At 66.4% G+C, this 14,129-nt stretch carries 13 protein-coding genes; 7 read left to right on the top strand and 6 right to left on the bottom strand.

Annotation, left to right across the window (positions count from 1 at the left end; all coding sequences use genetic code 11):
* The first annotated feature begins 67 nt into the window (after positions 1-67).
* Entirely contained in the window at positions 68-451 is a 384-nt protein-coding gene (locus H9Q09_RS15685) for an Hpt domain-containing protein (protein ID WP_187391814.1), read from the top strand.
* Positions 452-619: 168 nt separating this feature from the next.
* Positions 620-940, top strand: coding sequence for a 2Fe-2S iron-sulfur cluster-binding protein (locus tag H9Q09_RS15680; protein WP_187391813.1), 321 nt, complete (start codon positions 620-622; stop codon positions 938-940).
* Positions 941-1,077: 137 nt separating this feature from the next.
* On the opposite strand, the gene H9Q09_RS15675 is transcribed toward H9Q09_RS15680, so the two are convergent.
* On the bottom strand, positions 1,078-1,683 hold the full coding sequence (locus H9Q09_RS15675; protein ID WP_024350571.1) for a DUF922 domain-containing protein: 606 nt from the start codon (positions 1,681-1,683) through the stop codon (positions 1,078-1,080).
* A 423-nt stretch (positions 1,684-2,106) separates the two neighbouring features.
* On the opposite strand from H9Q09_RS15675, the gene dnaE reads away from it, so the two are divergent.
* Entirely contained in the window at positions 2,107-5,568 is a 3,462-nt protein-coding gene (gene dnaE, locus H9Q09_RS15670) for a DNA polymerase III subunit alpha (protein ID WP_187391812.1), read from the top strand.
* Positions 5,569-5,717: 149 nt separating this feature from the next.
* Here dnaE and H9Q09_RS15665 read toward each other — a convergent pair whose 3' ends face one another.
* Positions 5,718-6,380: a hypothetical protein gene (locus H9Q09_RS15665; protein WP_187391811.1), complete on the bottom strand. Its 663-nt coding sequence runs from the start codon at positions 6,378-6,380 to the stop codon at positions 5,718-5,720.
* Positions 6,377-6,652 carry a DUF3572 domain-containing protein gene (locus H9Q09_RS15660; protein WP_040325604.1) on the bottom strand — a complete coding sequence of 92 codons (276 nt, stop codon included), beginning with the start codon at positions 6,650-6,652 and terminating at the stop codon, positions 6,377-6,379. Before H9Q09_RS15660 ends, H9Q09_RS15665 begins: the two co-directional genes overlap by 4 nt.
* Positions 6,653-6,798: 146 nt before the next feature.
* Here H9Q09_RS15660 and H9Q09_RS15655 point away from each other — a divergent pair, with 146 nt between their 5' ends.
* Both H9Q09_RS15655 and H9Q09_RS15650 read left to right on the top strand, forming a co-directional pair.
* Positions 6,799-7,170: a response regulator gene (locus H9Q09_RS15655; RefSeq protein WP_024350574.1), complete on the top strand. Its 372-nt coding sequence runs from the start codon at positions 6,799-6,801 to the stop codon at positions 7,168-7,170.
* 9 nt (positions 7,171-7,179) lie between these two features.
* The gene (locus tag H9Q09_RS15650) at positions 7,180-8,544 is read left to right on the top strand and encodes a PleD family two-component system response regulator (RefSeq protein ID WP_187391810.1); all 1,365 of its coding nucleotides are present in this window, start codon (positions 7,180-7,182) and stop codon (positions 8,542-8,544) included.
* 404 nt (positions 8,545-8,948) lie between these two features.
* Here the strand turns inward: H9Q09_RS15650 and H9Q09_RS15645 are convergent, their stop codons facing one another.
* The 3 genes from H9Q09_RS15645 to H9Q09_RS15635 form a co-directional block, all read right to left on the bottom strand.
* Positions 8,949-9,860 (bottom strand): diguanylate cyclase, encoded by a 912-nt coding sequence (locus tag H9Q09_RS15645; RefSeq protein ID WP_246716174.1) that lies wholly within the window; start codon positions 9,858-9,860, stop codon positions 8,949-8,951.
* Between the two features lie 384 nt (positions 9,861-10,244).
* Complete coding sequence (locus H9Q09_RS15640; protein WP_187391808.1) at positions 10,245-10,697, bottom strand: YaiI/YqxD family protein; 453 nt, start codon at positions 10,695-10,697, stop codon at positions 10,245-10,247.
* Between the two features lie 76 nt (positions 10,698-10,773).
* Positions 10,774-11,130, bottom strand: coding sequence for a helix-turn-helix domain-containing protein (locus tag H9Q09_RS15635; protein WP_187391807.1), 357 nt, complete (start codon positions 11,128-11,130; stop codon positions 10,774-10,776).
* Positions 11,131-11,302: 172 nt separating this feature from the next.
* On the opposite strand from H9Q09_RS15635, the gene H9Q09_RS15630 reads away from it, so the two are divergent.
* Together H9Q09_RS15630 and H9Q09_RS15625 are read left to right on the top strand one after the other, a co-directional pair.
* Entirely contained in the window at positions 11,303-13,318 is a 2,016-nt protein-coding gene (locus H9Q09_RS15630) for an acetyl/propionyl/methylcrotonyl-CoA carboxylase subunit alpha (protein WP_187391806.1), read from the top strand.
* A 54-nt stretch (positions 13,319-13,372) separates the two neighbouring features.
* A complete protein-coding gene (locus H9Q09_RS15625; RefSeq protein ID WP_187391805.1) occupies positions 13,373-13,648 on the top strand; it encodes an acylphosphatase in 276 nt (91 codons plus the stop codon).
* The last annotated feature ends 481 nt before the right edge of the window (positions 13,649-14,129 follow it).

Below are 14,129 nucleotides of genomic sequence, written 5' to 3'. Positions count from 1 at the left end.
GCTGCGTCCAGGACGGAGCTCTATATATGAGCTCCGGACCGCATCGCTCGATTGTTCGGATGGTCCCATGGTCTCGCTTGCGCATTCACTTCCCGACGACGCCTTCACCCCGGCAGGCGAGGGCGCACTGCGCTCACCCTCCGGTCAGCGGCCCATCGATCTGGTGCACCTCGCCCGGCAGACGGCCGGCGATCGCAGCCTGGAGCGGGAGGTGCTCGGGCTGTTCGTGCGGCACCTGCAGCTGGTCGGTGTTCGGCTGGAGACGGCCGGCGGTCTGGAGCTGCGGCAGATCGCCCATACGCTGAAAGGGGCGTGCCGCAATGTCGGAGCGTTTCCGCTGGCGGACGCCGCCGAGGCGAGCGAGCGATCGGGCTTCGACGCGGCCAGTCTGGCGGCACTTCGGGCCGAAGTGAACGAGACGCTCGGCTTCGTCACGCGCCTCGCACGATAGGTTGTCGGCGTCCGGTCGAGCCGCGCAGCGGCACCGCGACCGGTTGACTTCCGGCCCGTGCGAACTCTAACCAAGCGCGACCATCAGCGGCGGCGCAGGCCATGCCCGTTTGGCCTTGCCACGACGCGCCCGCCGCCGACCCGACCCCGCAAGCCGAAAGCCTCATTCATGCCCAAGCTCGTTTTCCTCACCCCGGAGGGTGAACGCTTCGAGATCGATGCGCCGAACGGCACCACCGCCATGGAGAACGCGGTCAAGCACGACGTGCCCGGCATCGAGGCCGAATGCGGCGGTGCCTGCGCCTGTGCCACCTGTCACGTCTATGTCGACGAGGCCTGGACGGCGAAGACCGGCGAGCCTGAGCCGATGGAGGAGGACATGCTGGACTTCGCCTACGAACCGCAGCCGAATTCCCGTCTCTCTTGCCAGATCAAGATGCGCGAAGATCTGGACGGTCTCGTCCTGACGGTCCCGGCGCAGCAGGCCTGATCACCACCTTCGCGGCATTGCGGCCGGCGCGCCGGACGCGGCTGCATGTTCAGACTCTATAAGGGCTCGCGGCTTCGTGGTCGCGGGCCCTTATCGTGATCGCCTGTCCAAGACCGGTTGAGCCGCTCCGCGTAGGATCAGCGCCGGTAGTCCGACACGGCCCGACTGAGCGCCCGGCGCAGGCGGAAGTTGACCTCGCGTCCCTCGATGGTGTCGAACTCGACCTGGGCCCGCTCGTGCCCGGCGAGATAGCGCTGGGTCACCTGGTTCACCAAGGCTTCCATCCGGGCGCAGCTCGGCTCGGGCCGCAGATTGCGCAGCGCCATCTCCATGCGTTTCAGCCAGCTCTTGGCGATGTCCGCATGATGCTTCTCATGGCGCTCGATATCCGATTCCAGCGTTCGCCAGATCAGGATCGTCTCCGGCGCGACACCGCGGGGCGGCGCCCATTTCGGCAGAAGCATGTTGAGCGTCAGCTTCACATTGGCCATGTCGACGGCGCAGCCCTCCGCGACGCGCTTGTAGGTGACGTGTCCGTCGAACTTCACCTCCGTCGCACCGGGATGGCGTAGCCCGGTTTCGGCGACGAAGGGGCCGCGGCGATTGAGATCGCGGTCGAGCTCCGCCAGCGTCGTGCCGCGGATGGCGAAGTAGCGCGTCGTCTCGTCCAGCGTCTCGGCCGTTGCCGACGCGCCCGCAAGGACGGCGAGGCCGGCCAGCAGCAAGATTGCCCTACGCGTCATCTCTTCATCACCATGTCGAAGGTCGCCGTTCGTCCACGCTAACCGTTTGGCGCGGCGACACAAGTCTCTTGCCTGCGGGAGGCGCCGCGGCGGATGCACGCCGGCCGTTCCATCCGGGAGGTTGACAATCTGGAACAAACGAGAACATATAAGGAACATAGAACATAGGATGAACATCATGCTCGATATCGCCAAGGACCTGTTGTCGCTCGCCGTCGTCTCCGGTTTCGTGTTCAGCCTCAGCCTTCTCGTTCATGTGGTGTAGCCGCCGCTTTCCTGTGCACCGTTGCGGGTCGGCGGTTTCCTCCGGCGGCCACTCGGCCTAGTCGTTGGGTTGCCTTGACGGGTGATGGCCGATGGCCAGCGCCGGGGGGCGGAGCCGGCCGCGGTGGATGGCCGGCTCGGGAATGATGGAGCAGCAGCATGGCGTCGGATACCAAACCCAAATTCGTCCATCTGCGGGTCCACAGCGCCTTCTCACTGCTCGAAGGCGCGCTGAAGCTCGACCAGATCATCAAGTTCGCAAAGGGCGACGACGCGCCGGCGATCGGCATCTGCGACACCAACAATCTGTTCGGCGCCCTGGAGTTTTCCGAGAAGGCGTCGAAGGCCGGCATCCAGCCGATCACCGGCTGCCAGATCGACGTCGAGTTCTCCGATTGCGAGGAAAGCCGGGGCGGGCGCCGCGAACGAAGCCTGGCCTCGATCGCGCCGCTGGTGCTGATCGCGGCGACGGAAGCGGGCTACGCCAATCTCGTGGAGATCGTCTCACTCGCCTATCTCGGGCATGCCGACAATCCGCGCCCGCATGTGTTGTTCGAATGGCTGGAAACGCGGTCCGAGGGAATCATCGCCCTGACCGGCGGCCCGCTCGGCCCGATCGGGGCTGCCATCGCGGCGGACCGGGCCGATCTCGCCCGCAGCCGCATGGAGCGGATGGTGCCGGTTTTCGGCGACCGGCTCTATGTCGAGCTGCAACGCCACGAGGGGCGCAGCCGCAAGGTCGAGGCCGACACGCTGCAGCTCGCCTACGACATGGCGTTGCCGCTGGTGGCGACGAACGAACCCTTCTTCCTGAAGGCCGACGATTTCGAAGCCCATGACGCCCTGATCGCCGTCGCCAGCAACCGTCTGGTCAGCCAGGAGGACCGGCGTCGCCTGTCGCGCGATCACAGCCTGAAGTCCCAGAACGAGATGTCGGTGCTGTTCGCCGACCTTCCCGAAGCCCTGCACAACACGGTCGAGATCGCCCAGCGCTGCAGCTACCGGCCGCGGACCCGTGCGCCGATCCTGCCGCGCTTTGCCGGCGCCGATGCGGACGCGGCGGAAGCCGAGGCGGCCGAGGTCGCCGAATTGCGGCGTCAGGCCATCGAGGGGCTGGAGGCGCGGCTTGCCGCGCACGGGCTGGCACCCGGCGAGACCGCCGAAAGCTACCGTGAGCGGCTGGAATTCGAGCTGTCGATCATCGAGCGGATGAAGTTCCCGGGCTACTTCCTGATCGTTGCCGACTTCATCAAATGGGCCAAGGCGCAGGGCATTCCCGTCGGTCCCGGCCGTGGTTCGGGCGCCGGCTCGCTGGTCGCCTATGCGCTGACGGTCACCGACCTCGATCCGCTGCGCTTCTCGCTGCTGTTCGAGCGCTTCCTCAATCCCGAACGCGTGTCGATGCCCGACTTCGACATCGACTTCTGCCAGGACCGGCGCGAGGAGGTGATCCGATACGTCCAGGAGAAATACGGGCGCGAGCAGGTCGGCCAGATCATCACATTCGGAACGCTGCAGGCGCGCGCTGTGCTGCGCGACGTCGGCCGCGTCCTCGAAATGTCCTACGGCCAGGTCGACAAGCTCTGCAAGCTGGTGCCGCAGAACCCGGCCAATCCGGTGACGCTGGCGCAGGCGCTGGTGGAAGAGCCCCGCCTGCAGGAGGCGCGCGAGAAGGAAGAGATCGTCGACCGGCTGATCTCGATCGCGCTGAAGCTCGAAGGGCTCTACCGCCACGCCTCGACCCATGCGGCGGGTATCGTGATCGGCGACCGGCCGCTGTCGCAGCTCGTGCCGATGTACCGCGATCCGCGCTCGGACATGCCGGTCACCCAGTTCAACATGAAATGGGTCGAGCCGGCCGGTCTGGTGAAGTTCGACTTCCTTGGCCTGAAGACCCTGACCGTGCTGCAGAAGGCGGTCGAACTGATCGCCCGCACCGGGCCGACCATCGATCTCTCGGCCATCCCGCTGGACGACGCCAGGACCTACGAGATGATGACCCGCGGCGAGACCGTGGGCGTGTTCCAGGTGGAATCGGTCGGCATGCGCAAGGCGCTGATCGGCATGCGCCCGGACCGGTTCGAGGACATCATCGCGCTGGTGGCGCTCTATCGGCCGGGCCCGATGGAGAACATTCCGACCTACAATGCGCGCAAGCACGGCGAGGAAGAGCCGGACTTCATCCACGACAAGATTGCGCCGATCCTCAAGGAGACCCAGGGCGTCATCATCTACCAGGAACAGGTGATGCAGATCGCCCAGGTCCTGTCGGGATACTCGCTTGGCGAAGCCGATCTCTTGCGCCGCGCGATGGGCAAGAAGATCCGCGCCGAGATGGACAAGCAGCGCGTCCGGTTCGTCGAGGGCGCGGTCGCCAACGGCCTCGACAAGGCCCAGTCGAACATGATCTTCGACCTCCTGGCGAAGTTCGCCGACTACGGCTTCAACAAGAGCCACGCCGCCGCCTATGCGCTGGTCGCCTACCAGACGGCCTATCTGAAGGCGAACCACCCGGTCGAGTTCCTCGCAGCCTCGATGACGCTGGACGCGGGCAATACCGAAAAGCTCAACGATTTCCGCATGGACGCCATGCGGCTGGGCATCAAGATCGTGCCGCCGTCGGTGCAGACCTCGTTCCGGCAGTTCGAGGTCGGCAAGAACAAGATCTTCTACGCGCTGGCCGCCATCAAGGGCGTCGGCGAGCAGGCGGTCGACCACATCGTGGCGACGCGTGGCGACGGCAGCTTCCAGTCACTCGAGGATTTCTGCGCTCGTATCGACCCGAAGATCGTCAACAAGCGGACGCTCGAATTCCTCATCGCCGCCGGCGCGCTGGATTGTTTCGGCCACGAGCGGGCGCTGCTATGCGCCAATATCGACCTGATGGCGTCCTATGCCCTGCGCGTGCACGAAGGCCGCACATCCGGCCAGCACGACATGTTCGGCGGGGCCGACAGCGAGCCCGAGCCGCTGCATCTCAATCCCGCGCAGCTCTGGACCTCGTCGGAAAAGCTGCTGCGCGAATTCCAGGCGATCGGCTTCTATCTCTCGGCGCATCCGCTGGATGAGTACAAGACGACACTGAAGCGTCTGCGGGTGCAGACCCATGCGGAGGTGATCCACGCGGTCAAGCGTGGCGCCACCGCCGGCAAGCTGGCCGGCACCGTGACCTCGCGCCAGGAGCGCAAGACCCGCAGCGGCGGCAAGCTCGGCATCATCCAGTTGTCCGATCCGAGCGGCCAGTACGAGGTCGTGCTGTTCTCCGAAGCGCTCTATGCCTTTCGCGACCAGCTCGAGCCGGGTTCCTCGGTGATCGTCGGCGTGTCGGCCGAGGAACGGCCGGAAGGGGTGTCCTTCCGGGTCCAGTCGGTGCAGTCGCTGGAGGACGAGGCCGTGCGCATGCAGAAGGCGCTGCGGGTGTTCATGCGGGACGCCAACCCGCTGCAGGCCTTCAGGAGCCAGTTGCGCGCCGACGGCGACAGCGAGATTTCGCTGGTTCTGGTCCGCGACGGCGGCGAGCGGGAGGTTGAGATCACGCTGCCGGGCCGCTACCGGGTGTCGCCGCAGATGGCGAGCGTGGTGAAGGCGGCGCCCGGCGTCCTCGACGTGGAGCTTCTGTAGGCGAGGGCGGATACGGGCACCGCCCGCCGCGGCCTTGGCGGCCGGAACTGGTGGAGCGATGACGCAGAGCGCGATCGTCGGGGATCGCGACGGTCAATGCGTGCAGTGGCGTTTCGCCGCTGCGCGGTGGACTGAGCCGGGCGGACCGTTCAGGCGGCGGCGCCAAGAATCTCGTCGATGATGATGCTCGCCTCCTGCCAGTTGGTCGCGGCGCGGGCGCCGGCCGGCAGGGCCGGCAGATGCTGGCGGAAGACGTCGTTGGCCATGAGGTGGAGGAGATGGGTGTCGGGTGCGCTCTTGCGGACCGAAGCGAGATTGGGCGGCAGATCATCGACGAAGATGCTGGTGCCGCGCCAGCGCTGGCGCAGTTCGGCGACGACGGCGCCCTTGGAGCGCTCGGTGGCGATCATCGGATAGGCGAGGCCCTCCCGATCGAGAAGGGCACGGCGGACATCGTAATAGCTCGGCGTCATGGCTGTCAGGAACAGGATGTCGGTGCGGCGGGCCAGTTGGCGCAGCGTGTCGGACACGCCGGCGACGGGACGCTGGCGGGTTTCCTGCTCTTCGTAGAGCCGGACGGTCAGCTGGTCGAGTTCGTGGCCGGTGAGTGCGGTCCCGGTCGAGATCGAGCGTACATTGCCGGTCAGCTTGAAGCTCTCCGGGTGGAGGCGCGCGCCGTGTTCCTCCAGCAGAGCCCCGAAGGGCGCGATGAACTCCAGCACCACCTCGTCGATGTCGAGGATCAGCAGCGAATCGCTTTGCTGCTCGAGGCTGGCGATGGGCGGGCCTGCGGTAACGAGGGGGCGGCTCATTCGGTCGGCTCGCCCGGACCGGCGAGCGCCTGCCGCGCGGCCACGACGCGGGCCGGATCGATCTCGGCATCCTCGGCGAAGGCGATCAGCGTCGGCTCGTGGCCGAGAATGAAGTCGAAGACGCCGAGCAGGAAGCCGGGCGAGGCGGCCACCTGGCGAATCGCGCCGATCTCGATGCCGGTCAGGGCAAGGAACCGGTCGAAGAGCTTCGGGTCGGCCGCAAGGAAGGAGAGGGCCGTGACGGCGAGTGTCTCGGCCGCGGCCCGGTCCATTGCAGGCGCCCGCGCGCCGTTCCGCAACCATTTGTTATCGTTAAGAGATGGCAACCTGTCCATTCCCACTTCTTAAATCAAATCCGAGTAGAAGAGGCCATCGATAGCCGAAGCATGAGGGCTGGTCGAGGCAAGGAGTGCCGTCAATGGCGAAAACCGTGATGATCGTCGAGGACAACGAGCTGAACATGAAGCTCTTCCGCGACCTGGTCGAGGCGCACGGCTATCGGACGGTCCAGACCCGCAGCGGGCTGACCGCCACGGAGCTGGCCCGCGAACATCGACCCGACCTGATCCTGATGGACATCCAGCTGCCGGAGATCTCCGGGCTGGACGTGACCCGTCAGCTCAAGGAGGACCCCGAGCTGTTCCGCATCCCCGTGATCGCCGTCACCGCCTTTGCGATGAAGGGCGACGAGGAACGGATCCGCCAGGGCGGCTGCGAAGCCTATATTTCCAAGCCGATCTCCGTGACCAAGTTCATCGAGACGATCCGCTCGTTTCTCGGCGACGCCTGAGGAGTTGTCATGACCGCACGGATCCTGATCGTCGACGACCTCGAGATCAATCTCCGGGTCCTGGAAGCGCGCCTGACGGCCGAATATTACGACGTGGTGACCGCCACCAGCGGGGCTGCCGCGCTGGAGATCTGCCGCAACCAGAGCATCGACCTCGTTCTTCTCGACGTGATGATGCCCGAGATGGACGGCTTCGAGGTGTGCCGGCTGATGAAGAACGATCCGGAGATGATGCATCTTCCGATCGTCCTGATCACGGCGCTGGACCAGCCATCCGATCGTGTGGCGGGGCTGGAGGCCGGGGCCGACGATTTTCTGACCAAGCCGGTCCGTGACCTGCCGCTGTTTTCGCGCGTGCGCAGCCTGACGCGGCTGAAGCTGACCACCGACGAGCTGCGCCGGCGCGCCGAAACGGCGGCCAGCCTGGTGAGCCAGGACGATGCGGGCGGCGGCGTCTTTCCGTCATCGACGCGGCTCGCCCTGTTCGCCGACAGCGCCGACGAGGTGCGTCGCCTGCAAAAGCATCTCAAGGGAATCGCGACCGTCGAGGTCACCGACGATGCGGCGGCCATGCTGGCAGCGGCCACCGCCGGCCAGGTGGACGTCATCCTCGTCGATCTGGCGGCCAGCGCGGGCGACCCGCTGCGGCTCGTCTCGCAGTTTCGATCCAATGCGGCGACCCGGCACCTGCCGGTCATCGGCATTGCGGCCGCCGGCGACGATGTCGGCGCGGCCAAGGCCCTGGAACTCGGCGCCAACGACTATCTGCAGCGGCCGCTCGACCGCAACGAGCTGGTCGCGCGCATCCGCACGCAGCTCCGCCGCCGTCGCTATGACGATTGCCTGCGCCGCTCGGTCGAGGAAACCCTCGCCATGGCGCTGTCCGATCCGCTGACGGGCCTGCACAATCGGCGTTTCATGGAGACGCATCTGGACAAGGCGGTCGTGCGGGCGCGGGAGACCGGGATCAGTTTTTCCGTGCTGATGGCGGATATCGACCATTTCAAGCGCATCAACGATGGCTGGGGCCATGCGGCCGGAGACTTGGTGCTCAAGGACTTCGCCCGGCGGCTCAGCGGCTGCCTGCGGGCCAGCGATCTCGCCTGCCGGTTCGGCGGCGAAGAATTCGCCGTGCTGATGATCGGCGCCGACGAGACCACCGCGATGGCGGTGGCCGACCGGATCCGCCGGAGCGTGTGCGACATGCCGTTCCAGATCGCCGGCGAACTTCTCACGGTGACGGTCAGCGAAGGACTCGCGGTCTTCGACGCGGCGCGGGACAATGCCGCCACGCTGATCGAGCGGGCCGACCAGGCGCTGTACGAAGCCAAGCGGGACGGACGGAACCGGGTCGGGCTGGCGAAAGCCGCCTGAGTCGGGCCGGCGCAGCGCTTTGCGGCGAGGCCCGACGCTCCACGAAGCGCCGCGTACGCACGCATCTTAACCATTGTTTAAAACTTCATGCGCGGTGAGCACGTGACATCGTTGCATTTGGCGAGGTTCTGCGCGAACCTGCCTTCACACCGAAGGTCAAGGGGTTAACCCGGCATCTTCGCAGTTACCCCATGGAATGCTCAGGTCCGCCGCATCTCCTGGGTCCCGTGGGGCGGTCGGTCGGTCTAGTGCAATGGCGGTTTCCTCGTACCGTCGCGCGAAGACCGGCCGGCCACTTTCGTGTCCGGCCAGGGACCGTCGCTCTTCATCGGAAAAAATCTTGTTTCATGCGATGCGCGCGACCGGGTCGCGCGGGTCGATGATGCTCGCAGACTGTCCCGCCCTCAGGCGGCGATCTCGGTTTCGCCGATGATGATCCGGTCGCGGCCGAGCTGCTTGGCGCGGTAGAGCGAGGCGTCGGCGGCGGCGATGAGCGCGTCGGGCGTGACGGAGCGATCGCTCCGGCAGGCCGCGCCGATGCTCAGCGAGACCAAGGGCGGGCAGGCCGGGCAGGGATGCTCGATCGCCGCCCGCTTCAGGGCCGCGAGGATCCGCCGGGCGACCGCGAGGGCGATCTGCATGTCGGCATGGGGCAGGATCACCGCGAATTCCTCGCCGCCATATCGCGCCACCAGATCACATTCCTGCCGGGTCTCCGAGACGATGAGATCGGCGATGCGCCGCAGGCATTCGTCGCCGCGCTGATGGCCGAGGGCATCGTTGTAAGGCTTGAAGTGATCGATATCGATCATCAGCAGCGACAGATGCGCCGGATGCTGCCATTCGGCGGCCAGCCGCTGGTCGAACATTCGGCGATTGGCGACGCCGGTCAGCCCGTCCTGGCTGGCGAGGGTCTCGAGCGCCGTCTGGGCTTCCTTCTGGGAGGTGATGTCGCGCAGGGTTTCGACGACGGCGATCAGCGAGCCGCTCGGCGAATAGATCGGGCCGGCGTCGATCGCCAGATAGCGGCGGGCGCCGCATTGGGGCAGGACACACCAGTTCTCCGCGGACAGCGCGCCGTGCTGGTAGGTCTCGCTGCGATTGGCCAAATAGAGTTCGTCGACCAGATCGTCCTCACCATTGAGGACGAGATCGGCGAGGCACGGGCGAGCGCTCTCGTAGAAGCCGCTCCAGTGCAGTTTGGTCCCGATCACCTCCGCGGCGCGCACGCCGGTCAGCCGCTCACAGGCGCGATTCCAGATCGTGACATGTCCGCTGGCATCCAGGACGAAGGTGGGAACAACCAGGTGTTCCATCAACTGGACGGCGAACCCTTGCTCGCGATACTCCAACATAATGATCTACACCGATTTTTCGTGCCCCTGAAACTTCCGTAAAGGGAAGATAGTGGCCCTTTCCTAACGACCGGTAACCAACTTGGTCGAATATAAAGATTCCTGACGAATTAATTGTTCTGCACAATACTTTTGCAATGCAGCAAGTCTGCAGCCTGCCATGTTGCAGGCGAAATGCTGCCCTTGTCTCGCCATCCGCTTGAATTTGAAGCAAAATTGAAAGAAACGCCGCCGGTTTTCGTGGCTGTTCTCTTTGCCGCGCTGGGGATGGTTGGCGTTGTCGCAACCCACTGATAGGGCAGGCGGTTCGCACGCGGAACTTGCAGGCGCGATTGTCGCTCCGTGTCAGTTGAGGGCCGGCGGCCGTCGCAGGATCTGGTCGAGGCTTTGCAGAAAGCGGGAGCGGTCGGCATTGGTGAAGGAGGCGTTGTAGCCCTTGCTCTCGCCGGTCTCGCGCAGATGCTGCTTGAAGGCGCGCATCGACAGCGCCGTGCCGATCGACTCGGGTGTGAATTCGCGGCCGGTCGGCCCGAGGGCCGCGGCGGTCTTCTCCAGGGCGCGCGCCGCAAGCGGAATGTCGGCGGTGACGACGACGTCGCCGGCCTCGATCGCCTCAACGATCCAGTCATCCGCCGCGTCGGGGCCCTCGGGCACCGTCACGATCCGCGCGTCGGGATAGCGGGACGGGCGCATGCCGCCATTCGACACCAGCACGGCCTCGGCGCCGTAGCGCCCGGCGACCTCGATGGCTTCGTCCTTGACCGGACAGGCGTCGGCGTCGATCAGCACCTTGATCATCGGGACAGGGATCCGCTGGAGGACATGGGCGCCGCGAGGCAGAGGCTCGGCCGGCGCGTCGAAGTAGCGAATATTGTCATGCGGATGCGCTTGCCATGGCGGCTTCCAGCCGGGCGATCTCGCGATCCAGCACATCGCGCCGGGCGCGCAGATTGTCGAGCCGGGCGGCCATGCCGTCCTCGTCGAGATCGACGGTGTCGGGGACCTCGCCATAGCCGCCGAGCAGCCAGGCCGGGCTGACGCCGAGAATCCCGGAGAGGGTGATCAGGCGGTTGGCCCGCGGCTCGGACCGGTCGCGCTCCCAGCCGCGCATGGTCTCCGGCTTCACGCCGAGGCGCGCCGCGAGTTCGGCGGTGGTGATGCCCAGCGATTCGCGGCCGCGCTGAATGCGCCCGCCCATCGTGTCGCCATCCATCTGCATGATATCCGTCATCGGGCCCTTGCTTCCTTCCTGTCGCGGTTCGCACCCGGACCCGTCGCAGCGCTGCCGGCCGCAGGCGAGGTCCGCGGCGCGGACGGGGCATGCGGCTTGCAGTCGGACGGCCCAGAGGTCAAAACGGACGCGATTGCAGGATGCACGATCTGTTCCGGAGTAGCACCCCATCATGTTCAAGAAGATTCTGGTCGCCAATCGCGGTGAGATCGCCTGCCGGGTCATCAAGACGGCGCGGGCGATGAACATTGCCACCGTGGCGGTCTATTCCGATGCGGACCGCCGTGCCGTCCATGTGGGGATGGCCGACGAGGCCGTGCATGTCGGCCCGTCGCCCGCCGGCGAGAGCTATCTCGTCGCCGAGAAGATCCTCGAGGCCTGCCGCGCCACCGGCGCCGAAGCGGTGCATCCGGGCTACGGCTTCCTGTCGGAGCGGGCCAGCTTCTGCGAACTCCTCGAGGAGAACGGTATCGTCTTCATCGGCCCCAAGCCGAAGGCGATCCGGGCGATGGGCGACAAGATCGAATCGAAGCTCTTCGCCGAGAAGGCCGGCGTGAACATCGTCCCCGGCCATATGGGCATCATCGAGGATCCGGCCGAGGCGGTGCGGATTGCTGGTGAGATCGGCTACCCGGTGATGATCAAGGCGTCTGCCGGTGGCGGCGGCAAGGGCATGCGGATCGCCTGGAACGACGAAGAGTGCCGCGACGGCTTCGACCGGGCGCGATCGGAGGCGAGTTCCTCCTTCGGCGACGACCGGGTCTTCATCGAGAAGTTCATCGTCGATCCGCGCCATATCGAGATCCAGGTGCTGGCGGATTCGCACGGCAACGCGATCCATCTGGGTGAGCGGGAATGCTCGATCCAGCGGCGCAACCAGAAGGTCGTGGAGGAGGCGCCGTCGCCCTATCTCGACGCCGAGACGCGGCGCGCCATGGGCGAGCAGGCGGTCGCGCTGGCCCAGGCCGTCGATTACCAGAGCGCCGGTACTGTGGAGTTCATCGTCGATGCGGAGCGCAATTTCTACTTCCTCGAAATGAACACCCGACTGCAGGTCGAGCATCCGGTGACCGAACTCGTCACCGGCATCGACCTCGTTGAGCAGATGATCCGCGTTGCGGCGGGCGAGACGCTGCAGATCGCGCAGGACGCGGTGCGGCTGGAGGGCTGGGCCGTCGAAAGCCGGATCTACGCCGAAGACCCGTTCCGCGGCTTCCTGCCGTCGATCGGGCGTCTGGCGCGCTACCGACCGCCGCAGGAGGGGGCGCTCGGCGACGCCACCGTGCGCAACGACACCGGCGTCACCGAGGGCTCGGAGATCGCCATGTTCTACGACCCGATGATCGCCAAGCTCTGTACCCACGCGGCGACGCGCGAGGCGGCGATCGACGCGATGAGTGTGGCGCTGTCGCGTTTCGAGATCGAGGGCATCGAACACAACATCCCGTTCCTTGCCGCGCTGATGGAGCATCCGCGCTGGCGCGAGGGGCGACTGTCGACCGCCTTCATCGCCGAGGAATATCCCGATGGCTTCGCGCAGCCGACCCCTTCGGCGGAAACGCTTCGCCGGGCAGCGCTGGTGGCCACCACCATCGAGATGGCGCGCAAGGCCCGGCTCGACCGGCATATCGACCGCCTGCGCGTCCATTCCGGTGCGATCCAGCGCGACTGGGTCGCCAAGATCGACGGCGAATATCTGGCCGTGACCGTCGTGCCGGAGGCCGGCACCGCGGGTGGTCCGGTGCAGTATCGCATGAGCGTCGACGGCGCCGAATGCGTGCTCGCGACCGACTACGAGCCGGGCCAGTCGCCCTGGTTCGGGACACTCGACGGTGCGGAACTCGCCGCACAGGTGCGTTCGCGCGAGAACGTGACGGCGATCTTCGTCGACGGCCTGTGGGTCGAGGCCAAGGTGCTGTCGCCGGCCATTGCCGAACTCGACCGGCTGATGCCCGAAAAGACGCCCCCGGACACCTCGAAGATGCTGCTCTGCCCGATGCCGGGCCTCGTCGTCTCGATCGCCGTCTCGGAGGGGCAGGAGGTCAAGGCCGGCGAGACGCTGGCCGTGGTCGAAGCGATGAAGATGGAGAACATCCTGCGGGCCGAGCGCGACGCGACGGTGACCAAGCTGAACGCCAAGCCGGGCGACAGCCTCGCCGTCGACGCGGTGATCATGGAGTTCGAATAGGGCCGGCTTGCCGGCCGGAGATCGCCCTGATCTGCAAGCACTGACGAGGCGCCGATGAAATCCGTTCACGTGACCGTTGCCGGCCGGGTCCAGGGCGTCGGCTACCGCGCCTGGTGCCGGGACGAGGCGGCGCGGCGCGGCCTGTCCGGCTGGGTGCGCAACCGCGCGTCGGGCGAGGTCGAGACCGTCATCGCCGGCGAGCCCGCGGTCGTCGACGACATGCTGGCCGCGCTCTGGACGGGGCCGTCCAGCGCGTCCGTGTCGGCGGTCGACGTGGCGGAGAGCGATGAGGCGCCGGAGGGGGAATTCGCCGTGCGCGCGACGGCGTAGGGCCGGGGCGTACGGACGTATTCTGGTGGTCCGGCGGGATGTCGTCGCTTGCTTGTATCCGTCGGTGCAACGGGACCGGTTTGGCATGGGTCCTCGGGTCAAGCCCGAGGATGACGACCTTGATATAGGGTTTGGCTAGTCGCGTACGCCGCGTTGGGTCGACTTCGAAGCGGCTGGGCCGTGTAGAAGGGGAGGCGCGCCGAAGGCAGGCTTATCCGTCTGCATGGCCACCAGGCTCGCGACACATGCGCGGGACAGGCACGGTGTCAGTGGAGGCTCGATCCTGTCCTCTACCGCGTCCGCTCCTACGCCCCTGTCACCAGCGGCCTGTGCGTGTAGCGATCCCAACCCCCTCAGAGCGTCATCCTTGTCTGTTGACGGCCTCTTGCAATTGGAGAGGCTGATCGGCGGGCAGCGCACCGTGTCATCCTTGGTCGTTGGAGACCGTGCCCGAGCAAGGTTCGCCGCCCGCCTTTCGTCA

It is taken from the genome of Aurantimonas sp. DM33-3 (genome assembly GCF_014334315.1).
In the GTDB taxonomy this organism is placed as follows: Bacteria; Pseudomonadota; Alphaproteobacteria; order Rhizobiales; family Rhizobiaceae; genus Aurantimonas; species Aurantimonas coralicida.
The sequence above is the reverse complement of the archived record's forward strand: the minus strand, read 5'-3'. Positions and strand labels throughout refer to the sequence as shown.